The 21,491-nt window shown below is 60.3% G+C and carries 19 protein-coding genes; 11 read left to right on the top strand and 8 right to left on the bottom strand.

Going from position 1 to position 21,491, the window contains the following annotated elements:
* Positions 1–39: 39 nt before the first annotated feature.
* The 7 genes from CKW19_RS15800 to CKW19_RS15770 all read right to left on the bottom strand — a co-directional run bounded on the left by CKW19_RS15800 (position 40) and on the right by CKW19_RS15770 (position 8,346).
* Positions 40–1,050: a chemotaxis response regulator protein-glutamate methylesterase gene (locus tag CKW19_RS15800; RefSeq protein WP_095058681.1), complete on the bottom strand. Its 1,011-nt coding sequence runs from the start codon at positions 1,048–1,050 to the stop codon at positions 40–42.
* Entirely contained in the window at positions 1,047–3,323 is a 2,277-nt protein-coding gene (locus tag CKW19_RS15795) for a hybrid sensor histidine kinase/response regulator (RefSeq protein ID WP_095058680.1), read from the bottom strand. Before CKW19_RS15795 ends, CKW19_RS15800 begins: the two co-directional genes overlap by 4 nt.
* Positions 3,320–4,000: a chemotaxis protein CheW gene (locus CKW19_RS15790; RefSeq protein WP_095058679.1), complete on the bottom strand. Its 681-nt coding sequence runs from the start codon at positions 3,998–4,000 to the stop codon at positions 3,320–3,322. The genes CKW19_RS15795 and CKW19_RS15790 overlap by 4 nt, the downstream gene beginning before the upstream one ends.
* Positions 3,997–5,268: a protein-glutamate O-methyltransferase CheR gene (locus tag CKW19_RS15785; RefSeq protein ID WP_095058678.1), complete on the bottom strand. Its 1,272-nt coding sequence runs from the start codon at positions 5,266–5,268 to the stop codon at positions 3,997–3,999. Before CKW19_RS15785 ends, CKW19_RS15790 begins: the two co-directional genes overlap by 4 nt.
* A complete protein-coding gene (locus CKW19_RS15780) occupies positions 5,265–5,801 on the bottom strand; it encodes a chemotaxis protein CheW (protein WP_095058677.1) in 537 nt (178 codons plus the stop codon). Before CKW19_RS15780 ends, CKW19_RS15785 begins: the two co-directional genes overlap by 4 nt.
* Complete coding sequence (locus CKW19_RS15775) at positions 5,801–7,423, bottom strand: methyl-accepting chemotaxis protein (protein ID WP_095058676.1); 1,623 nt, start codon at positions 7,421–7,423, stop codon at positions 5,801–5,803. Before CKW19_RS15775 ends, CKW19_RS15780 begins: the two co-directional genes overlap by 1 nt.
* Before the next feature lie 230 nt (positions 7,424–7,653).
* Positions 7,654–8,346, bottom strand: coding sequence for a tellurite resistance TerB family protein (locus CKW19_RS15770; protein WP_095058675.1), 693 nt, complete (start codon positions 8,344–8,346; stop codon positions 7,654–7,656).
* A gap of 194 nt (positions 8,347–8,540) precedes the next feature.
* Here CKW19_RS15770 and CKW19_RS15765 point away from each other — a divergent pair, with 194 nt between their 5' ends.
* The 10 genes from CKW19_RS15765 (at position 8,541) to CKW19_RS15720 (ending at position 18,962) form a co-directional block, all read left to right on the top strand.
* Positions 8,541–9,455, top strand: coding sequence for a LysR family transcriptional regulator (locus CKW19_RS15765; RefSeq protein ID WP_095058674.1), 915 nt, complete (start codon positions 8,541–8,543; stop codon positions 9,453–9,455).
* Between the two features lie 101 nt (positions 9,456–9,556).
* Positions 9,557–11,044 (top strand): gamma-aminobutyraldehyde dehydrogenase, encoded by a 1,488-nt coding sequence (locus CKW19_RS15760; RefSeq protein WP_095058673.1) that lies wholly within the window; start codon positions 9,557–9,559, stop codon positions 11,042–11,044.
* A gap of 225 nt (positions 11,045–11,269) precedes the next feature.
* Positions 11,270–12,421: a putative ABC transporter substrate-binding protein YdcS gene (ydcS, locus tag CKW19_RS15755; RefSeq protein WP_095058672.1), complete on the top strand. Its 1,152-nt coding sequence runs from the start codon at positions 11,270–11,272 to the stop codon at positions 12,419–12,421.
* Between the two features lie 179 nt (positions 12,422–12,600).
* A complete protein-coding gene (locus CKW19_RS15750; RefSeq protein ID WP_095058671.1) occupies positions 12,601–13,638 on the top strand; it encodes an ABC transporter ATP-binding protein in 1,038 nt (345 codons plus the stop codon).
* 1 nt (position 13,639) lies between these two features.
* The gene (locus tag CKW19_RS15745; protein WP_053162175.1) at positions 13,640–14,587 is read left to right on the top strand and encodes an ABC transporter permease; all 948 of its coding nucleotides are present in this window, start codon (positions 13,640–13,642) and stop codon (positions 14,585–14,587) included.
* On the top strand, positions 14,577–15,386 hold the full coding sequence (locus tag CKW19_RS15740; protein ID WP_095058670.1) for an ABC transporter permease: 810 nt from the start codon (positions 14,577–14,579) through the stop codon (positions 15,384–15,386). Before CKW19_RS15745 ends, CKW19_RS15740 begins: the two co-directional genes overlap by 11 nt.
* Positions 15,387–15,561: 175 nt before the next feature.
* Positions 15,562–16,986, top strand: coding sequence for a gamma-aminobutyraldehyde dehydrogenase (locus CKW19_RS15735; RefSeq protein WP_095058669.1), 1,425 nt, complete (start codon positions 15,562–15,564; stop codon positions 16,984–16,986).
* A 653-nt stretch (positions 16,987–17,639) separates the two neighbouring features.
* Positions 17,640–18,146 (top strand): Bro-N domain-containing protein, encoded by a 507-nt coding sequence (locus tag CKW19_RS15730; protein WP_095058668.1) that lies wholly within the window; start codon positions 17,640–17,642, stop codon positions 18,144–18,146.
* Positions 18,147–18,445: 299 nt separating this feature from the next.
* On the top strand, positions 18,446–18,703 hold the full coding sequence (locus tag CKW19_RS15725) for a CopG family ribbon-helix-helix protein (RefSeq protein WP_095058667.1): 258 nt from the start codon (positions 18,446–18,448) through the stop codon (positions 18,701–18,703).
* On the top strand, positions 18,672–18,962 hold the full coding sequence (locus CKW19_RS15720) for a type II toxin-antitoxin system RelE/ParE family toxin (RefSeq protein ID WP_095058666.1): 291 nt from the start codon (positions 18,672–18,674) through the stop codon (positions 18,960–18,962). The genes CKW19_RS15725 and CKW19_RS15720 overlap by 32 nt, the downstream gene beginning before the upstream one ends.
* Before the next feature lie 49 nt (positions 18,963–19,011).
* Here CKW19_RS15720 and CKW19_RS15715 read toward each other — a convergent pair whose 3' ends face one another.
* Complete coding sequence (locus tag CKW19_RS15715; protein WP_095058665.1) at positions 19,012–19,197, bottom strand: hypothetical protein; 186 nt, start codon at positions 19,195–19,197, stop codon at positions 19,012–19,014.
* A 415-nt stretch (positions 19,198–19,612) separates the two neighbouring features.
* Between CKW19_RS15715 and CKW19_RS15710 the strand changes: the two genes are divergently transcribed.
* Positions 19,613–21,238, top strand: a complete 1,626-nt coding sequence (locus CKW19_RS15710) for a glucan biosynthesis protein D (RefSeq protein ID WP_095058664.1) — start codon at positions 19,613–19,615, stop codon at positions 21,236–21,238.
* The last annotated feature ends 253 nt before the right edge of the window (positions 21,239–21,491 follow it).

Raw genomic sequence — 21,491 nt, 5'->3', positions numbered from 1 at the left:
CCTGAATACTGCCTGGGCCAGGACTGCTGAAAAAACCATTCATTTAGTAAATATCTCCAGCAATCGTGGCGCTATCTTGTTCAGCGGACGAATCTCTGCCGCAGCGTCGATGGCCGCAGCCGCTTTCGGCATGCCATACACCGCACTGCTGTTCTGGTCTTGTGCGATGGTCAGGTAACCCTGTTGGCGCATGAGTTTAAGCCCCTGAGCGCCATCACGCCCCATGCCGGTGAGCAAAACACCAACGGCATCACCATTCCAGTAATTGGCCACGCTCTCGAAGAAAACGTCGATGGAGGGCCGATAGATTTCATCGACCGGTTCAGCGGTATACGCCAGCGTGCCGTTTTTCAACAAGCGAATATGGTGATTGGTGCCGGCCAGCAACACCGTGCCGCTTTGCGGCGGCTCACCTTCCTGGGCCAGGCGCACATCAAGGCCACTGGTGCTGCCGAGCCATTCAGCCATGCCGGCGGCGAATACCTGATCAACGTGCTGCACCAGCACAATGGCCGGTGAAAAGTGGCGCGGCAGCCCCTTGAGCAGGACTTCCAACGCGGCCGGCCCGCCAGCGGACGAGCCGATGGCGATCAGGCTTTGGCACGACCCCGTACTGCGTAACGGGGCCGGAGCTTGATTCGGCCGGTTGCCTTTCTCGCCGATCAACCAGCCGATGTTGATGATTTTACGCAACAACGGCGCGGCGGCTTCCTGGGCATTGCCTGCGCCGAGGGCCGGGGTGTCGACCACATCCAGCGCGCCATGGCCCATGGCTTCGAAGACGCGGTGCACGTTCTGTTGACGATCCACGGTGACGATGACGATGGCGCAGGGGCTTTCCTCCATGATCCGGCGGGTTGCCTCGACGCCATCCATCACCGGCATGATCAGGTCCATCAGGATCAGGTCCGGCGTGTCCTGCGCGCACAAGTGAACCGCTTCGCTGCCATTGCCCGCCACCCAGACCACCTGATGCGACGGCTCGAACGCCAGGGCGCGGCGCAAGGCCTCTACCGCCATGGGCATATCGTTGACGATTGCAATCCTCATGCCCTTGCTCCTCCAATGAGCTCGACGACTGCATCGAGCAAGGCGTCATCATGAAAACTGGCCTTGGCCAAATAATAGTCGGCTCCGGCATCCAGTCCACGACGGCGATCTTCCTCGCGATCCTTGTAGGACACCACCATCACCGGCAGCGATTGCAGACGCGTATCCCGACGCAGCAACGTGACCAGCTCGATGCCGTCCATGCGCGGCATATCAATGTCCGTGATCAACAGATCGAATGCCTCCGAACGCAGGGCGTTCCAGCCATCCATGCCGTCCACCGCGACGGCCACATCGTAGCCGCGATTGAGCAAGAGCTTGCGTTGCAACTCTCGCACGGTCAGGGAATCGTCGACCACCAGAATCCGTTTGCGAGCCGCTTCGACCACCTGACTGCTGTGACGCGCAATGCGCTCCAGGCGCCCGGTATTGAGCAGTTTGTCCACCGAGCGCAGCATGTCTTCGACGTCGACGATCAGCACCACCGAACCGTCATCGAGCAAGGCTCCGGCAGAAATGTCCTGCACCTTGCCCAAACGCTCATCCAGTGGCAGCACCACCAAGGTCCGCTCGCCGATAAAGCGCTCGACCGCCACGCCGTAGATCGCATCGCGCTCGCGAATCACCACGACTTTCAGGGTTTGCTGGTCGCTCTGGCTCGCCGGACGCTGCAACAATTGGCTGGCCGCCACGAGGCCGACATGCCGGCCTTCATGCCAGAAATGCTGACGCCCCTCGACCTGCACGATGTCCGAGGGTTCCAGGTCGCACATGCGTTCGATGTGAGCCAACGGGAAGGCGTAAGCCTCAGCGCCGACTTCCACCACCAGGCTGCGCACCACCGACAAGGTCAGCGGTACCTCGAGATGAAAACGGCTGCCCTCGCCCGCCGTTTGTTCCAGCTCCACCGCGCCGCGCAACTGGCGGACCATGTGTTGCACCGCGTCCAGCCCGACGCCGCGCCCGGAGACTTCCGTAACGGTGTCGCGCAGGCTGAAGCCCGGCAGGAACAGGAACGTCAGCAGCTCGTCTTCACTTAACTGAGCGGCCGTTTCAGACGGTGAGAGATTGCGTTCAACGATGCTGCGACGGACCTTTTCCAGATCGACGCCATTGCCGTCATCGCTCAATTCCAGCACCAACAGGCCGGCCTGATGGGAGGCACGCAAACGGATCACGCCTTCCGCCGGTTTGCCCGCCAGCAGGCGTTGTTCCGGGGTTTCGATGCCGTGATCGACTGCGTTGCGCAGCAAATGGGTCAGCGGCGCTTCGAGCTTTTCCAGCACGTCGCGATCGACCTGGGTTTTCTCGCCCTCGATCTCCAGCCGCACTTGCTTGCCCAAGTCGCGTCCCAGATCGCGGACCATGCGCGCTTGCCCGGTCAACACATCGGCGAACGGCCGCATGCGACAGGCCAGTGCCGTGTCATATAACACCTGCGCGCGCTGACTGGCCTGCCAGGCGAACTCATCGAGTTCGGCATTTTTCGCCACCAGCAATTGCTGGGATTCCGCCAGCAACCGCCGCGCATCTTCGAGCGATTCCCGTGCTTCCAGACTCAAGGCGTGATCCTTGAGGTGCACGTTGAGATTCTCCAGCGCGCGCAGGCCGTTGCTCTGCATGCGCTTGAGCCGCTGCATGGTTGCCAGGTGCGGTTTGAGCCGCAGGGTTTCCACCAGGGACTTGCTCGACAAATCGAGCAAGCTGTTAAGGCGCTCGGCCGTGACACGCAGGACCCGTTCGCCGTTTTCGGTGGCGCGCTTGGTTTTGCGCGGTGCAGGCGCTGGCGCGGGTTCTACGTCCGGCGCCGGGGCTTCGATCGTGGGCGCGGGCGCCTCGAGCTGTAACTCGGCCACCACCGAAGCGGCGACCGCCAGCGGGGCTGCCGGGTCCAGCAGCCGCGCCATCAACGCCACGTAGGCGTCGATGTTCAACGACGCCGGATTGTTGTTCGGCGTGGCGATGCGCATCAGCAAATCGGTGCCTTGCAGCAACGCATCAATGTGTTCGGGACTCAGCAGCAGACGCCCTTCCTGGGCACTGACCAGGCAGTCCTCCATCACATGAGCGACGCTGACGCCCGCATCGACGCCGACAATTCGTGCCGCGCCCTTGAGCGAGTGCGCCGCGCGCATGCACGACTCAAGGTGATCGGCCTGGGTCGGATCGCGTTCCAGTGCCAGCAGGCCGGTGCTCAGCACCTGGGTCTGGGCTTCGGCCTCCAGGCTGAACAGCTCCAGCAAAGAGGCGTCACGCATTTGGTCGGGGGTCATGTGAGGCTCCGGGTCACGGCGGACAGTAGCTGTTCTTCATCCAGCCAGCGCAGGCTGCGACCTTTGAATGGCAACACGCCCCGGGTGTACTTGGCACTGGCCTGGGTCCCCGACTGCGACGCGGCATCAAGGATGCGCTCATCAATGGCGTGAATCCCGTCAACTTCGTCCACCGGCACCACGACCGGCCCGCCGTGAGCCGCGATGATCAACATGCGCGGCATGACTCGCGCACCGGTTGCCACGCTGCCGGCGTCTTCGAGCCCGAGCAAATCCACCAACGACAGACACGCCACCAGCGCACCGCGCACATTCGCCACGCCGAGCAAGGCCCGGGAACGCTGGTGGGGCAAGGAATGAATCGCTTGCAGCGGCGCCACCTCCACCAGACTGCGCGTGGCCAGTCCGAGCCATTCTTCGCCGAGGCGGAACATCAACAGCGACCGAGTTTTGACCTCACTCTCGAGCGCGACGGACACGTGCCCGCGATCTTCCTGCTGCAACGCATAACGATCCAGCAAACGCGTCGCCGCCGCCGAATACACCGCGCAGTTGCGGCAATGGATATGCTCGCTCAATAGCGGGCAAGACGTGTCCCCATGGATACCGATGCGGTTCCAGCAGTCGTCGATGGCCTGGGCATCCCGGCTGACGCTAAAGGTGTCGGAGACAATCATCGTTTACGCTCACTGTCGGCGGCGCGTGTGCTGCGGGCGGCACGCTCCTGCAATCGTCTGGCACCCGCCGTGTCGCCCTGGGCTTGCAGCAACGCCGCCAGGTGCATCAACGCTTCGGGATGTTGCGGTTCGAGGTACAACGCCTTGCGGTAAAACCCCTGGGCTTCGAAGGCATTGCCGGCCACATCGCTGAGCAGCCCCAACCAGCAGAACACCTGGGCCACGGGTTCATGGCTGCGCAAATAGCGTTCACAGGCGGCTCGCGCTTCGGCACTTTTGCCTTCGTTGGCCAGGGCTCCGATGTTCGCCAGCAATGCGACGGTGTCGGAGACCGACGTTTTTGGCGCAAAAACCGCGGGTTCGGCGCTGGCAAACGGACGGTTGCGCACCACGGTCGAGGGGCGACTGCGCGGCACCGATGGCACCGGTAACGGCGCGGGAACCAACGTCGGCAGCGGCAATGGCTCCGGCGCCCCTTGCCGACTGAAAGCAAAGGACTGCGCGATACCCATCGAACGCATACCAAAACGCCCCAGCAGACCGCCCTCGGCCGGCCCGATAAACAGCACACCGTCGACGTGGGTCAGGCGCTTGAGCACCTCGAATACCTGCTTCTGCGTCGTTTGATCGAAATAGATCATCAGGTTGCGGCAGAACACGAAATCAAACGCCGGCTCATTGGCGAGCAAGACCGGGTCCAGCAAATTGCCGACCTGCAAACGCACTTGTTCGAGTACCCGTTGATTGAGGCGGTAGCCCTCACCTTCGGCGCTGAAATGGCGATCACGAAACTCGATATCCTGACCGCGAAAGGAGTTTCTCCCATACACCGCCCGCCTGGCTTTTTCCACCGACAACGGGCTCACATCCATGCCGTCAACTTTGAACTGGTGCGGCTTGAGCCCGGCATCGAGCAGTGCCATGGCAATCGAATACGGCTCTTCACCAGTGGAACACGGCAGGCTGAGAATCCGCAGTGCGCGCAAGTTGTTGATCTCGACCAGGCGTTTGCTCGCCAGTTTGGCCAGGGTAGCGAAGGATTCCGGGTAACGAAAGAACCAGGTTTCCGGGACGATCACCGCTTCGATCAACGCGTGCTGTTCGTCACGCGATCCCTGCAACGTGAGCCAGTATTCATCGACTGTCTGCGCTTGCGCAGCCTGACTGCGCTGGCGTACGGCGCGCTCAATGATGGCCGGCCCCACCGACGTCACGTCGAGGCCGATGCGCTCCTTGAGGAAGTCGAAAAACCGCTGATCACTACTCATGACCGTCCCTCAAGCAGCGCCAGGTCCAACGGCGGCGACGGGAACAGCAGCGCGCGAACCTGATCGTCCAGCAAATCGGCGACCCGCACCCATTGCAGCAAGCCTTGCTCGTCCTTGCGAACCGGCCCCAGGTAAGGCGTCTGGCGATTGTCCAGGCCGTAGGGTTGAAAGTCCGCCGGATCGCAACGCAGGGTGTCGGTGGCTTGCTCCAGAATCAGCCCGAGCAATTGTGCTTCAGCGGTCTCATCGGGACGGTAATTGACCAACACCAGTCGCGTGCTGGTGCGTGCCAGGGCAGGCCTACCAAAGGTCAGCGCGCTCAGGTCGATCACCGGCACCACCGCCCCACGATAGGCGAACACCCCGGCGACCCAGTCGGGTGTATGGGGAATCGGTTTCAACGGCAGACACGGCAACACTTCCGCCACCTCGATGGCCTTCAGGGCATACCGTTCGCTACCGATGCGAAACACCAGGAACAACGCGTGCAACGCCTGCTTCACAGCAGGACGTTTAGCCGTGATTTCGCTCATCAGACTTTGAATCGCGAAACGCCGCTGCGCAGCCCGACGGCCACCTGACTCAGCTCATCGATGGCGAAGCTGGCCTGACGCAAGGACTCGACCGTCTGGCTGCTGGCATCACCCAATTGCACCAGCGCGTGATTGATCTGTTCGGCACCGGTGGCCTGGGCCTGCATGCCTTCGTTGACCATCAGCACGCGCGGCGCCAGCGCCTGCACCTGATGAATGATCTGCGACAGCTGCTCGCCGACCTGCTGCACTTCTGACATGCCGCGACGCACTTCTTCGGAGAACTTGTCCATGCCCATGACCCCGGCCGAAACCGCCGACTGAATCTCGCGCACCATCTGCTCGATGTCGTACGTGGCGACAGCCGTCTGGTCCGCCAGACGCCGCACTTCCGTGGCAACCACGGCAAAGCCACGCCCGTATTCACCGGCCTTTTCAGCTTCGATGGCGGCGTTGAGCGACAACAGGTTGGTCTGGTCGGCCACCTTGACGATGGTCACGACCACCTGATTGATGTTGCCGGCCTTCTCATTGAGGATCGCCAGTTTGGCGTTGACCAGATCGGCCGCGCCCATCACCGAATGCATGGTTTCTTCCATGCGCGCCAGCCCTTGCTGGCCGGAACCGGCGGCCACCGAAGCCTGATCGGCGGCGGTGGACACTTCGGTCATGGTGCGCACCAGATCGCGGGAGGTGGCGGCGATTTCACGGGAGGTCGCACCGATCTCGGTGGTGGTCGCCGCGGTTTCGGTGGCAGTGGCCTGTTGTTGCTTGGAGGTGGCAGCAATCTCGGTGACGGACGTGGTGACCTGCACCGACGAGCGCTGGGCCTGGGACACCAGGGACGTGAGCTCGGTCATCATGTCGTTGAAGCCGGTTTCCACCGCGCCGAACTCGTCCTTGCGCTCCAGGTTCAGACGACCGCTGAGGTCGCCGGTACGCATGATTTCGAGGATAGTCACGATGCGATTCATCGGCGCCATGATCGCGCGCATCAACAACAGACCACAAAGCGCGGCGGCCAATACCGCCACCAGCAGGGAAACACCCATGCTGATTTTCGCCGCCGCCACCGCGTCATCAATGGCATTCATTGCGTTGTCGGCGACGACTTTGTTCTCGCGAATAATATCGTTGAGTTTCATGCGCCCCTTTGTCCAGGCAGGCGTCAGCCTTGTTTCGAACAGTTCAATTGCCTGATCGCCCTGGTTGCGCTGGTGCAGATCGAGGACAGCGGCCTGAATCTTGTTGAAGTCCAGCACGTCCTGCTCGAAGAGCGCGAACTCGGTCTTGTCCTCATCGGTGGTGACCGTACTGCGGTAGTTGGCGATCTGCTCTTGTAGACGCGTTTCAAATGCCTTGAAGTCCGCCGCATCCTCGGCGTTGATGCCCTGCCCCTTCTTGAGGCCAAGCAACTCCTGAGTCAGCAGGTAACTGTCGACCCAGGCACTGCGGATCATGGAGCTGTGATACACCCCGGGAATCGCGTCGTCACGCACGCGTTCCTCGCCGGCTTCAATTTTCAACAACCGCGAATACGAGACGACGACCATCAGAAGCATGATGGCGATAATTACCGCAAAGCTCGCCAAAATGCGTTGGCGCAACGTCCAGTTCTTCACAGTCAGTCCTCGGGGCGATTTCGAAATGCGAGGAGTATAGCCGAGGGCGGTGTTTCATTTATAAGACGGTTGCGCGCTGCTTCTCATCCCGCTGAAAAAGCCTGGCACGCCAGTGGCGATTCGGCAGAAACGGGCCGTGAATTGGCCGGCTCAAAGCAAAAGATCGCAGCCTTCGGATGACGCGGATCCCTTAGGAGCTGCCGAAGGCTGCGATCTTTTAAGCAAACAACTTACATCGAAGCCTGGCGAACCTGCTTCTCCAGCTCGGCCTTCAGCCCCGGCTCCAGCTTGAGCTGCCGTGCCAGCTCGTCGAGATAGGATTTCTCCATGAAGCTCTCTTCATCCACCAGCATCACACTGGCGATGTACATCTCGGCGGCCATTTCCGGGGTCCTGGCAGCGCGGGCGACATCGCTGGGGTCCAGCGGTTTGTTGAGCTCGGCGTGCAGCCAGTGTTGCAGTTCCTGATCGTTATCCAGTTTGGTGAACGCGCCTTCGATCAGCTCGCGCTCACGCGCATCGATATGCCCGTCGGCCTTGGCCGCGGCCACCAGCGCCTTGAGAATCGCCTGACTGTGCTGCTCGACCTCGGCCATCGGCAACCGGTCAAGGGTTTGCGGTTCGGTCTTCGGTGCAGTGCCTTGCTGGGCCTGCCAGTTACCGTAAGCCTTGTAGGCGATCACGCCCAACGCCGCGAGGCCGCCATAGACCGCCACCTTGCCACCCACCTTGCGGGCCTTCTTGTTACCCAGCAGCAACCCCATTGCCCCCGCCGCCAATGCACCGCCGCTGGCACCGGTAAGCAAACTGCCAAGGCCACCAGAGCTACTGCTCGCCCCCTTGTTCTGCACGCTGCCGGCCTTGTTTTGCAACATGTCCTGGCCAGACTTGAGTAACTGCTCGAGCAATCCACGGGTGATCATTTGCGCCTCCATAAAAAGGTTTAACCGGTCCTTCAGGCCACCAGACTAGATCGAAAGTGCCCGAAAACTGCCAGCGAGAGTGCTTCCAGATGTTGCTCGACAGCGCGTCAACGCTGACAGGTTGAATCCTCCTTCAGAATTATCGATATACACTGTAACAAATCGATAAAAACAGCCCACCGGGTACCCTCTCCATGATGACCCTGCGTCAAATCCGCCACTTCATCGCCGTTGCCGAGACCGGCTCGATCTCGGCTGCCGCACAAACGGCATTCATCTCCCAGTCGACATTGACCCTGGCGATCCAGCAGCTGGAAGAAGAAATCGGCGTCAGCCTGTTCAGCCGTCACGCCAAGGGCATGACGCTGACCCATCAGGGCCATCAATTCCTGCGCCAGGCACACCTGATTCTGGCCACGGTGGATAACGCCAAGCGCAGCCTGCAACAGAGTACCGACCAGGTTGCCGGGCAGTTGATCATCGGCGTGACCAGCCTGGTGGCCGGTTATTACCTGGCGGACTTGCTCACCCGTTTTCAGCGCGCCTACCCCAACGTTGAAATTCGCGTGATGGAAGACGAGCGCCCCTACATCGAGCATTTGTTGGTCAGCGGCGAGATTGATGTCGGCGTGCTGATCCTCTCCAACCTCGAAGATCGCCACGCCTTGCAGACCGAGGTGCTGACTCATTCGCCCCATCGCTTGTGGCTGCCGGCCCAGCATCCGTTGCTGGAACACGACAGCATCAACCTCGCCGACGTGGTTCGCGAGCCGTTGATCCAGCTGAACGTCGATGAAATGGACCGCAACGCACAACGCATGTGGTCCGCCGCGTCGTTGCAGCCGCGCATCACGCTGCGCACCGCCTCGACCGAAGCGGTGCGAAGCCTGGTGGCTGCCGGCTTGGGCGTATCGATCCAGCCCGACATGACTTACCGCCCTTGGTCGCTGGAAGGCGACATCATTGAAGCGCGGCCGATTGCCGACCTGAACCAGACCCTCGATATCGGCTTGGCGTGGCGTCGCGGCACCGCCCGCCCGGCGTTGGTGGATCCGTTTCTCACCGTCGCGCGTGAACAACCCCACGGCAAACGCAAGCCATCTATTTAATCGAACGCCACCTTCAGTATTTAGTATTTGTCGACCTCGGGGCCGCGCACTAGTCTTGTTACATCTATATAAGACGGCCAGCCCCAGTCACAGGGAGCAGCATGGCCACACAAGAAAAGAGAACCCGAAAAATGGCTGGCGCGCAGACCCCGTTGTTCACCGCATTGTTGATCGATGGTGAATTAGTCGCCGGACAAGGCTGCGTCGAGCCGATTCTCAACCCCGCCACCGGGGAAGTCCTGACACAGATCGCCGAAGCCAGCACCGAACAAGTCGAAGCGGCCATCCTCGCCGCCCACCGCGCCTTCACCGGTTGGTCACGGACCACGCCGCAGCAACGCTCGAACCTGTTGCTGGACATCGCCAACGCCATCGAAAAAAACGCCGACCTGCTCGCTCGCCTCGAATCCATGAACTGTGGCAAGCCGCTGCACCTGGCCCGTCAGGATGACCTGAGCGCTACGGTTGATGTGTTCCGTTTCTTTGCCGGTGCCGTGCGTTGCCAGACTGGCCAGCTCAGCGGTGAATACATGCCTGGCTACACCAGCATGGTCCGGCGCGATCCCATCGGGGTCGTGGCGTCGATTGCGCCATGGAACTACCCGATCATGATGGCCGCGTGGAAAATCGCCCCGGCCCTCGCCGCCGGCAATACGTTGGTGTTCAAGCCGTCGGAACACACGCCGCTGTCGATCCTGGCCCTGGCGCCGGCGCTGGCCGAGATCCTGCCGCGCGGTGTGATCAACATCATTTGTGGTGGCGGTGAAGGCGTCGGCAGCCATTTGGTCAGCCACCCTAAAGTGCGCATGGTGTCGCTGACCGGCGATATCGTCACCGGCCAGAAAATCCTCCAAGCCGCTTCGAAAACGCTCAAGCGCACCCACCTCGAACTCGGCGGCAAGGCCCCGGTGATTGTCTGCAACGATGCCGACATTCAAGCCGTGGTCGAAGGCGTGCGCGCCTACGGCTACTACAACGCTGGCCAGGACTGCACCGCCGCCTGCCGAATCTACGCCCAGGCCGGGATTCATGACCGATTGGTGGCCGAACTCGGCGCAGCCGTCAGCAGCCTGCGCTTTGCCGGCAAACGCGATGCCGACAATGAAATCGGCCCGCTGATCAGCACCCGCCAGCGCGACCGCGTGGCCAGTTTCGTCGAACGCGCCCTCGGCCAGCCGCACATTGAACGGGTAACCGGCGCCGCCGTGCATTCCGGCGCTGGCTTCTATTACCAGCCGACCTTGCTCGCAGGCTGCAAACAGAACGATGAAATCGTCCAGCGCGAAGTGTTCGGGCCGGTGGTTACCGTGACCCGTTTCGATCAACTCGAACAAGCGGTGGATTGGGCCAACGATTCGGAATACGGCCTGGCCTCGTCGGTCTGGACCCAGAACCTCGACAAGGCCATGCAGGTCGCTGCCCGGTTGCAGTACGGCTGCACCTGGATCAACAGCCATTTCATGCTGGTCAGCGAAATGCCCCACGGCGGTTTGAAACGCTCCGGCTACGGCAAAGACCTGTCCAGCGACTCGCTCCAGGACTACAGCGTGGTGCGGCACATCATGGCGCGCCACGGACAGCATTTGTAAAAGAGCACTACGCTAACAATCAGCCGTAAAGGCATTGATGTTGAAACGTTGGAACAAAGCGGTGCCCTTGTAGGCGCTGGCTTGCCAGCGATGGCGTCCATCAGGAGACCGCAAGGTTTGAGGGACTCATCGCCGGCGAGCCTGCTCCTGCAGGATCTTGTTTACGACGTTGAAAACCACGTTCAAAAACTGCCCCGACCATAATTTAAAGAAGAGGGATACCCCATGTTCGTGCACAAGACCGCACTGCTCAGTGCAATCACCACCGCGCTGCTGGCCAGCGTCAGTGTCCAGGCCGCCGAGCCGCTCAAAGCGGTCGGCGCCGGCGAAGGTCAGCTGGATATTGTGGCGTGGCCCGGCTACATCGAACGTGGCGAGAGCGACAAGGCCTACGACTGGGTCACCGGTTTCGAGAAGGAAACCGGCTGCAAGGTCAATGTGAAAACCGCCGCCACTTCCGATGAAATGGTCAGCCTGATGGCCAAGGGTGGGTACGACCTGGTGACGGCATCCGGCGACGCGTCCCTGCGCCTGATCGTCGGCAAGCGTGTGCAGCCGATCAACACCGCGCTGATCCCGAACTGGAAGAGCCTCGACCCTCGCCTCAAGGATGCGCCGTGGTACGTGGTCAACAATCAAACCTATGGCACCCCGTATCAGTGGGGCCCGAACGTGCTGATGTACAACACCAACGTATTCAAGACCCCGCCTACCACCTGGGGTGTGTTGTTCAACGCGGAAAACCTGCCGGACGGCAAGCCGAACAAGGGTCGTGTGCAGGCCTATGACGGCCCGATCTACATCGCCGACGCGGCGCTGTATCTCAAGTCAACCAAACCGGAACTGGGTATCCAGAACCCCTACGAACTGACCGAGGCACAGTACAAGGCCGTGCTCGATCTGTTGCGCGCCCAGCAGCCGCTGATCCACCGCTACTGGCATGACACCACCGTGCAAATGAGCGACTTCAAGAACGAAGGCGTAGTCGCCTCCGGTGCCTGGCCTTATCAGGTCAACGGCCTGATGAACGAGAAGCAGCCGATCGCTTCGACCATCCCGAAAGAAGGCGCCACCGGATGGGCCGACACCACCATGCTGCACGCCGAAGCCAAGCACCCGAACTGCGCCTACAAGTGGATGGACTGGTCGCTGCAACCGAAAGTCCAGGGCGACGTAGCGGCGTGGTTCGGTTCGTTGCCAGCGGTGCCGGCAGCGTGCAAGGGCAGTGAACTGCTCGGCGCCGAAGGCTGCAAGACCAACGGTTTCGATCAGTTCGACAAGATCGCCTTCTGGAAAACCCCGCAGGCTGAAGGCGGCAAGTTCGTGCCGTACAGCCGCTGGACCCAGGATTACATCGCGATCATGGGCGGTCGTTAACGCCTGAAGGTCCTTCGGACCTTATCGCCAGCAAGCCGGCTCCTACACAGTCCACGTACCCCTGTAGGAGCTGGCTTGCCAGCGATAGAGCGCGAAGCGCTCTTCTCTACCGATTCAGATTTTTCAGAAGTCCAGGCAGGGCCGCTGCGACAGCCCTCGCCTTTTTGGAGCACCGCACCATGACGCTTGCAGTCCAATTCACTAACGTTTCCCGTCTATTCGGCGAAGTGAAAGCCGTAGACCGGGTTTCCATCGACATCCAGGACGGCGAGTTCTTCTCCATGCTGGGGCCTTCCGGCTCGGGCAAAACCACCTGCTTGCGCCTGATCGCCGGGTTTGAGCAACCGAGCGCAGGTTCCATCCGTATTCATGGCGAAGAGGCCGCCGGCCTGCCGCCGTACCAGCGCGACGTGAACACCGTGTTCCAGGATTACGCGCTGTTCCCGCACATGAACGTTCGCGACAACGTCGCCTACGGCCTGAAAGTCAAAGGCGTGGGCAAAGCTGAACGTCTGAAACGAGCCGAAGAAGCCCTCGACATGGTTGCCCTCGGCGGCTACGGCGACCGCAAGCCGGTACAGCTCTCCGGCGGCCAGCGCCAGCGTGTGGCCCTGGCCCGTGCCTTGGTTAATCGTCCACGGGTTTTGCTGCTCGACGAACCGCTCGGCGCGCTGGACCTGAAGCTGCGCGAGCAAATGCAAAGCGAATTGAAGAAGCTGCAACGCCAGCTCGGCATCACCTTCATCTTCGTCACCCACGACCAGACCGAAGCGCTGTCGATGTCCGACCGTGTGGCGGTGTTCAACAAGGGTCGCATCGAACAGGTCGACACCCCGCGCAACCTGTACATGAAACCGGCGACTACCTTCGTGGCAGAGTTCGTCGGAACCTCCAACGTGATTCGCGGTGACCTGGCCAAGCAGCTCAGTGGCAATCCGCAGCCGTTCTCGATTCGTCCGGAACACGTGCGTTTCGCCGAGGGTCCGCTGGCCAGCCACGAAATCGAAGTCAGCGGTTTGCTGCACGACATCCAGTACCAGGGCAGCGCCACGCGCTATGAACTAAAACTGGAAAACGGCCAGACCCTGAACATCAGCCAGGCCAACAACCAGTGGCTGGATACCAGCGCGCAGCACCAGACCGGGCAACGACTCAGCGCACGCTGGGCGCGTGAAGCGATGGTCCAGTTGCACGACACCGTTGTCGGCGGGGTGTGACATGAACACCTTGGCTGTTTCTCAATCCCCCTCGGGCGGCTCGCCACTGCGCAGGTTTTCCAACCTGTTGTATCGCCGGCCGAACCTGTACCTGTCGATGCTGCTGGTGCCGCCGTTGCTGTGGTTCGGCGCGATCTACCTGGGCTCATTGCTGACTTTGCTCTGGCAAGGTTTCTACACCTTCGATGACTTCACCATGGCGGTCACGCCGGACCTGACGCTGGCGAACTTCGCCGCGCTGTTCCAGCCGTCGAACTTCGACATCATCCTGCGCACCTTGGGCATGGCGATTGTCGTGTCGATTGCCAGCGCCATCGTCGCGTTCCCGATTGCCTACTACATGGCGCGTTACACCACCGGCAAGACCAAGGCGTTTTTCTACATCGCCGTGATGATGCCGATGTGGGCCAGTTACATCGTCAAGGCCTACGCCTGGACGTTGCTGCTGGCCAAGGGCGGCGTGGCGCAGTGGTTCGTGCAGCACCTGGGGCTGGAGCCGGTTTTGCAATTCGTGCTGGGCATTCCGGGCGTGGGCGGCAGCACCTTGTCGACCTCGCACCTGGGCCGCTTCATGGTGTTTGTCTACATCTGGCTGCCGTTCATGATCCTGCCGATCCAGGCCTCGCTGGAACGTCTGCCGCCATCGCTGCTGCAAGCCTCCGCCGACCTCGGCGCCAAGCCGCGCCAGACCTTCATGCAAGTGATTCTGCCGCTGTCGATCCCGGGCATTGCCGCCGGTTCGATCTTCACGTTTTCGCTGACCCTGGGCGATTTCATCGTGCCGCAACTGGTGGGCCCGCCCGGCTACTTCGTCGGCAGCATGGTGTACGCCCAGCAAGGCGCCATCGGCAACATGCCAATGGCGGCCGCCTTCACTCTGGTGCCGATCGTGCTGATCGCCATTTACCTGTCCATCGTCAAACGTCTGGGGGCCTTCGATGCACTCTGAAAAGGCTTCACTGGGTCTGAAAATCGCCGCTTGGGGCGGGCTGGTGTTTCTGCACTTCCCGATCCTGATCATCTTCCTGTACGCCTTCAATACCGAAGATGCAGCGTTCAGCTTTCCGCCCAAGGGCTTCACTTGGAAGTGGATCGGCGTGGCGTTCTCGCGGCCGGACGTGCTGGAAGCGATCAAGCTGTCGTTGCAGATTGCCTCGATTGCCACGCTGATCGCCATGGTGCTCGGCACGTTGGCTTCGGCGGCATTGTATCGCCGCGACTTCTTCGGCAAGCAAGGCATCTCGCTGATGCTGATCCTGCCGATTGCGCTGCCGGGGATCATCACCGGTATCGCGTTGCTGGCGACGTTCAAAACACTGGGGATCGAGCCGGGGATGTTCACCATCATCGTCGGCCACGCGACCTTCTGTGTGGTGATCGTCTACAACAACGTCATCGCCCGCTTGCGTCGCACTTCCCACAGTTTGATCGAGGCCTCGATGGACCTCGGCGCCGACGGTTGGCAGACCTTCCGCTACATCATCCTGCCGAACCTCGGCTCGGCGTTGCTGGCCGGCGGCATGCTCGCGTTTGCGCTGTCGTTCGACGAAATCATCGTCACCACCTTCACTGCCGGCCATGAACGCACCCTGCCGCTGTGGCTGCTCAACCAGCTCAGCCGCCCACGGGACGTGCCGGTGACCAACGTCGTGGCGATGCTGGTGATGATAGTGACCATGCTGCCGATCCTTGGCGCCTATTACCTGACCCGTGGCGGCGAAAGCGTTGCGGGCAGCGGCGGCAAGTAACCGACAACCTTTTCCAACTGTGGAAAAAAACCTTGTAGGAGCCGGCTTGCTGGCGATAGCGGTAGGTCAACCGGCTTAGATGCTGGATCTGATGACGCCATCGCTGGCAAGCCAGCTCCTACAGGAGAACCGGCTTCCACAGAAAAAAACAATCGTCTGTAAGAGGACACATGCCATGCAAACCAAACTCTTGATCAACGGCCAACTGCTCAACGGCGAAGGCCCCGCCCAAGCGGTGTTCAACCCCGCGCTGGGTCGTGTGCTGGTGGAAATCAACGAAGCCAGCGAAGCCCAGGTCGATGCCGCCGTACGCGCCGCCGACGCCGCATTCGACAGTTGGTCGCAAACCCCGCCGAAAGAGCGTTCGCTGCTGCTGCTCAAACTCGCCGACGTCATCGAAGCCCACAGCGAAGAGTTGGCCAAACTGGAATCGGACAACTGCGGCAAGCCTTACAGTGCTGCGCTGAACGACGAGATCCCGGCGATTGCCGACGTGTTCCGTTTCTTCGCCGGCGCCAGCCGTTGCATGAGCGGTTCGGCCGGTGGCGAGTACCTGCCCGGTCACACCTCGATGATCCGCCGCGATCCGGTGGGCGTGATCGCTTCCATCGCGCCGTGGAACTACCCGTTGATGATGGTCGCCTGGAAAATCGCCCCGGCCCTCGCCGCCGGTAATACCGTGGTGCTCAAGCCGTCGGAACAAACCCCGCTGACCGCCCTGCGTCTGGCCGAACTGGCGTCGGAGATTTTCCCGGCCGGCGTGCTCAACCTGGTGTTCGGCCGTGGTCCTACCGTCGGCAGCCCACTGGTCACTCACCCGAAAGTACGCATGGTATCGCTGACCGGTTCGATTGCCACCGGTTCGAACATCATTTCCAGCACCGCCGACACCGTTAAACGCATGCACATGGAACTGGGCGGCAAAGCCCCGGTGATCATCTTCGACGACGCCGACATCGACGCCGCCGTCGAAGGCATCCGCACCTTCGGGTTCTACAACGCCGGGCAAGACTGCACCGCTGCTTGCCGCATCTATGCCCAGGAAGGCATCTACGAGAAATTCGTCGAGAAGCTTGGCGCGGCCGTCAGCAGCATCAAGTACGGCTTGCAGGATGACCCGTCCACCGAACTCGGCCCACTGATCACCGCGCAACACCGCGACCGCGTGGCCGGTTTCGTCGAGCGCGCCATCGCTCAGCCGCACATTCGTTTGATCACTGGCGGCAAAGCGGTTGAGGGCAATGGATTCTTCTTCGAACCGACCGTGCTGGCCGACGCGCAACAGGACGACGAAATCGTCCGTCGCGAAGTGTTCGGGCCGGTGGTGTCGGTCACCAAATTCACCGATGAAGCACAAGTGCTGGGCTGGGCCAACGATTCGGACTACGGCCTCGCCTCTTCCGTGTGGACCGCCGACGTCGGCCGCGCCCATCGCCTATCCGCCCGTTTGCAGTACGGCTGCACCTGGGTGAATACGCACTTCATGCTGGTCAGCGAAATGCCCCACGGCGGTCAGAAATTGTCCGGCTACGGCAAGGACATGTCCATGTATGGGCTGGAGGACTACACCGTCGTTCGGCATGTGATGTTCAAGCACTAAGAAAAAGCATCGCCAGCAAGCCGGCTCCTACACGTCCGCGTCGTTCCTGACTCACACAAAACCTGTAGGAGCTGGCTTGCCAGCGATAGGGGTCACCTCGGTTTCAAGGCAGAAACCGGCAGTACGCACCACCAGGCTCCACCCCAAAGAAAACAAAACAATAACCACCGATCCGGGCGGCGCCCCCAAGGCCCCGTCACCTCTGTAACCGCCGCTGATCGTAGGATTACGTATTCCCAATATTCGAATAACTAACTGAAAAACTGCACCTCAGGTGCCGCTTCTCTGTAGCAAGTGCAAAAACAGGAAATTCCTACAGATGCAACCTTCCTGAAAAACCCTCGATTCCTACGACACGCGTCGCCAGAGTAGACTTGGCGCCGCGAGTGCCTGACCGATAGGCTTTGTTCCGTCGCTGCCAAATCAGCGGCCCGGAGTCGAAGCCGGAACAAGTCAAAACGGTGCTCGTGTGCCCCCATAGGACTGTGGCTGCTTTATGCCTTCAGTTCTGCATTATGGCGGGCCGTGTGGCGCGGGCCTTTCGGCTTCCGTTTTGACCTGGAAGTGTCCCGACTTCGAACGCCACTCGGTCCGCCACCCAACCCGTCGAAGGGTTGGGGGCGACTTTCCAAGTCAAAACGGAAAATCACGCCATGCCAATGCACTTTCAAGACTCGCCCCTTCCTTATTTCACTCCCACCGTCTTTACCCGCCACAACCGTTTCCTCCACGCCTTCATGCAAGACAACCAAGCCTGGTTCTGCGCCCAGGACCTTGGTCGCCTGATGGGCAAACCGCTCAATGAACGCCTCACCTTGAAACTCGACCCCGACCAGCGTCGCAGCGTCTGGCTGCGCAAGGACGGCAAAACGGTCGAAGCACTGATGATCAGTGAGTCAGGCATGTACGCCCTGCTGGTTCACCACTTCGTCCCGGAAAACCGCAACCTGCGCCAATGGCTGAGCAACGAAGTCATCCCCTCGCTACGTGATGCGAAATCAGCGCCTGTGGAAAACCTGCCAAGCCTGAGTTCCCTGAATTGGGCTGGAGTTTCAGTGCCCTTGCTGCATTACCAACATCACGCCTGGGTCAAATGGCGCGACATGCCTGAGTTGATGCAGGTGCAACGTCCCTATCCGGTTGCAGGCACCTGCCGCTGAGGCTTGAGTCGTTAATGACCACGGGGCAGACGCCACAGCCTGCCCCGTTTGCCGTATGACCACAGCATTGCAGCATCCGGAGAGATGTGAAATGAAAGGCGAGTCGATAACTGCGTCTGCCTCAATGCCAGGACAATCTGCTTACAAGGCAATCACTCGCAACATTTCCCCTACGTCCACTGCGGTATCACTGGCTAGAGTGTCTTCTACCCAAGCACGTGGTGAGGGTTGACGAACATCACGGCACAACCTAGGGTGTTTACGTAGTTTACAGCGTATACACATTGAGGAAAGCCGCTATGGCCTCGCCCGTTTTATCTTTTCGCGTGGAAGAGCTTCTGGCTCAACAGTTAGATCAACTGGCCGCAGCCACTGATCGCGACCGTCAATATCATCTCAAACGTGCACTGGTTCGATATGTGGAAGCCGAGTCCTGGCATCTACAAGCCATCTGCGAGGGTATCGCCGATGCCGATGCTGGAAAACTCACCGATCTGGACGCCGTGAAGGCTAAGTGGGAAAAACGTGCCGAAAGTAGTACTGACGGAAAAAGCTGAAAGCGACCTCGACAATATTCATGAGCACTACCGAGCGTCTGTTGGCGCGGAGTCCGCCATAAAGATCATCTCGACGATCTTGCAGTCGTTCCAACAACTGGAACTGTTTCCCGGTTCAGGCAGACCTTCCGTCATGCCCGATGTGCGAGAGCTGGTACTAGATCGTTATCCCTTCATTGCCCCATACCGATTTACCCATGGGCAAATTCAAGTTTTGCGAGTGCTGCATCAGCGAATGGAGCGCTCGCAAGATTGGTAAAAAAGCACCCAGCCGCGACAACTTTGCTGCGACTGAATGCCCCTCCTTTTCAAAACCGCGAAACACTCCTCATCGCATCCACCAGATACCTCATCGCGATCCGGTCGCTTTCCGACAGTTCCCGATAGCGCTCCACCAGTTTCAGCTCTTCGGAATTCAATCGGCGCCTTCGTCGTCCCATGGCCAGGCACGGAAAGATTCCCAACATTTCAGTGATGCCTTGTACTTTCGACATGGACGATGTCCTTCTCTACGTCAAAGAAAACTTCAGAAACCGCATCGCCCTCACCCTTTTTCAGCAGCGCCTCGTGCCAACTGAACCGCACCGGCCCGAAGGGCATAAACCGGTCATGTACACAGGATAGAAATAATCCGGGCGCTGAAAAGTGGTTTTTAGAGTAATTAGTCGAAAAAAGCAGAAATGCCCTGTAATTCAGAAGACGCTGTCGGAAATCTTTCCCGACACTTCTTGTTTCATTCCAGCGCCAGCGTCTTGCCATCAATCAATTTTGCTCTGCAATCGAACGGTTTAAGCTGTTGGGCATCTGTTTAAAAGTCCGTTGTGTTTGGCCGAAGGCATGTCCGAACCGATATTTCTGATCCAGCACGTGCCAGGAACGGCGCGGGATTGTTCACGACAGGTTGTATTTATGCATCGCAGGAATTTGCTCAAAGCGTCCATGGCCATTGCGGCTTACACCGGTCTTTCGGCCACCGGTCTGCTGGCCGCCCGGGCCTGGGCCGCGTCTGACACCGCCGATGGCGAGGCCAGGGCCTTTGATTTCGAAGCGCTGAAAGTGCAGGCCAAGCAACTGGCCAGCAATCGCTATCAGGACACCAAACAGGTGCTGCCGCCGACGCTGGCGACCATGACCCCGCAGAACTTCAATGCGATCCGCTACGACGGCAATCATTCGTTGTGGAAGGACCTCAAGGGCCAACTGGACGTGCAGTTCTTCCACGTCGGCATGGGTTTCAAGCAACCGGTGCGCATGTACAGCGTCGACCCGAAAACCCGGATGGCCCGCGAGGTGCATTTCCGTCCTTCGCTGTTCAACTATGAAAACACCACGGTCGATACCGCGCAGCTCAAGGGTGACTTGGGTTTCTCGGGTTTCAAACTGTTCAAGGCCCCGGAACTGGACAAGCACGATGTGGTGTCCTTCCTCGGCGCCAGCTATTTCCGTGCGGTGGACGCCACTGGCCAATATGGCCTGTCGGCTCGTGGCCTGGCCATCGACACTTACGCCAAGAAGCGTGAAGAATTCCCCGACTTCACCAAGTTCTGGTTCGAAACCCCGGACAAGAACAGCACCCGCTTCGTGGTCTACGCCCTGCTCGACTCGCCGAGCGCCACCGGCGCCTATCGCTTTGATATCGATTGCCAGGCTGAACGCGTGGTGATGGAGGTCGACGCCCACGTCAATGCGCGTACCGCCATCGATCAACTGGGCATCGCGCCGATGACCAGCATGTTCAGCTGCGGCACCCACGAGCGCCGGATGTGCGACACCATTCACCCGCAAATCCACGACTCGGATCGACTGGCCATGTGGCGCGGCAACGGCGAGTGGATCTGCCGCCCGCTGAACAACCCGGCCACGTTGCAGTTCAACGCTTTCGCCGACAAAGACCCGAAAGGCTTCGGCCTGGTGCAGACCGATCACGAATTCGCCAGCTATCAGGACACGGTCGACTGGTACAGCCGCCGCCCGAGCCTGTGGGTCGAGCCCACCACCGCGTGGGGCGAAGGCTCGATCGACCTGCTGGAAATTCCAACGACCGGCGAAACCATGGACAACATCGTCGCCTTCTGGACACCGAAAAAACCGGTGGCCGCCGGCGATTCGCTGAACTACGGCTACAAGCTCTACTGGAGCGCATTGCCGCCGGTCAGCACGCCACTGGCGCGGGTGCAGGCGACCCGTTCGGGGATGGGCGGTTTCACCGAGGGCTGGGCGCCGGGCGAACACTATCCGCCGGTCTGGGCGCGACGCTTTGCCGTGGACTTCAACGGCGGCGGCCTGGACCGCCTGCCGGAAGGGACGGGCATCGAGCCGGTCGTGACCTGCTCGAACGGCGAGGTCAAGGATTTCAGCATTCTGAAACTCGACGACATCAAGGGCTACCGCATCCTGTTTGACTGGTACCCGACCAACGACAGCGTCGAGCCCGTCGAGCTGCGTCTGTTCATCCGTACCAATGACCGCACGTTAAGTGAAACCTGGTTGTACCAGTACTTCCCGCCAGCGCCGGACAAACGCAAATATCCGTGACTGTCACCCCGTAGGAGCCGGCTTGCTGCGGGCGGCGTTCCGACGATGGCGACCTCGAGAGCGCTATCGCCAGCAAGCCGGCTCCTACGAAAAGCAATGCATTACAAGCTCACCATTCGGTTTTCCGAACGCGACCTGCCGGTCGGTTCGGTTAACCGGATCTTTCAATCGGAATATCAGCGCCATAAAAATTTAATTTCCTTATTAATCAATGCTTTGACCATTTCAGACTGGTCTGGCACGAGTCATGCTC

This window comes from Pseudomonas sp. Irchel s3f7, from assembly GCF_900187615.1.
In the GTDB taxonomy this organism is placed as follows: Bacteria; Pseudomonadota; Gammaproteobacteria; order Pseudomonadales; family Pseudomonadaceae; genus Aquipseudomonas.
This window is presented reverse-complemented; position numbering and strand designations above follow the sequence as displayed.

Bases quoted from the DNA above. Each gene is read 5' to 3' on its own strand.
- CKW19_RS15800 (WP_095058681.1), bottom strand. From the start codon at position 1,050: ATGAGGATTGCAATCGTCAACGATATGCCCATGGCGGTAGAGGCCTTG.
- CKW19_RS15795 (WP_095058680.1), bottom strand. From the start codon at position 3,323: ATGACCCCCGACCAAATGCGTGACGCCTCTTTGCTGGAGCTGTTCAGC.
- CKW19_RS15790 (WP_095058679.1), bottom strand. From the start codon at position 4,000: ATGATTGTCTCCGACACCTTTAGCGTCAGCCGGGATGCCCAGGCCATC.
- CKW19_RS15785 (WP_095058678.1), bottom strand. From the start codon at position 5,268: ATGAGTAGTGATCAGCGGTTTTTCGACTTCCTCAAGGAGCGCATCGGC.
- CKW19_RS15780 (WP_095058677.1), bottom strand. From the start codon at position 5,801: ATGAGCGAAATCACGGCTAAACGTCCTGCTGTGAAGCAGGCGTTGCAC.
- CKW19_RS15770 (WP_095058675.1), bottom strand. From the start codon at position 8,346: ATGATCACCCGTGGATTGCTCGAGCAGTTACTCAAGTCTGGCCAGGAC.
- CKW19_RS15765 (WP_095058674.1), top strand. From the start codon at position 8,541: ATGATGACCCTGCGTCAAATCCGCCACTTCATCGCCGTTGCCGAGACC.
- CKW19_RS15760 (WP_095058673.1), top strand. From the start codon at position 9,557: ATGGCCACACAAGAAAAGAGAACCCGAAAAATGGCTGGCGCGCAGACC.
- ydcS (WP_095058672.1), top strand. From the start codon at position 11,270: ATGTTCGTGCACAAGACCGCACTGCTCAGTGCAATCACCACCGCGCTG.
- CKW19_RS15750 (WP_095058671.1), top strand. From the start codon at position 12,601: ATGACGCTTGCAGTCCAATTCACTAACGTTTCCCGTCTATTCGGCGAA.
- CKW19_RS15745 (WP_053162175.1), top strand. From the start codon at position 13,640: ATGAACACCTTGGCTGTTTCTCAATCCCCCTCGGGCGGCTCGCCACTG.
- CKW19_RS15740 (WP_095058670.1), top strand. From the start codon at position 14,577: ATGCACTCTGAAAAGGCTTCACTGGGTCTGAAAATCGCCGCTTGGGGC.
- CKW19_RS15735 (WP_095058669.1), top strand. From the start codon at position 15,562: ATGCAAACCAAACTCTTGATCAACGGCCAACTGCTCAACGGCGAAGGC.
- CKW19_RS15730 (WP_095058668.1), top strand. From the start codon at position 17,640: ATGCCAATGCACTTTCAAGACTCGCCCCTTCCTTATTTCACTCCCACC.
- CKW19_RS15725 (WP_095058667.1), top strand. From the start codon at position 18,446: ATGGCCTCGCCCGTTTTATCTTTTCGCGTGGAAGAGCTTCTGGCTCAA.
- CKW19_RS15715 (WP_095058665.1), bottom strand. From the start codon at position 19,197: ATGTCGAAAGTACAAGGCATCACTGAAATGTTGGGAATCTTTCCGTGC.
- CKW19_RS15710 (WP_095058664.1), top strand. From the start codon at position 19,613: ATGCATCGCAGGAATTTGCTCAAAGCGTCCATGGCCATTGCGGCTTAC.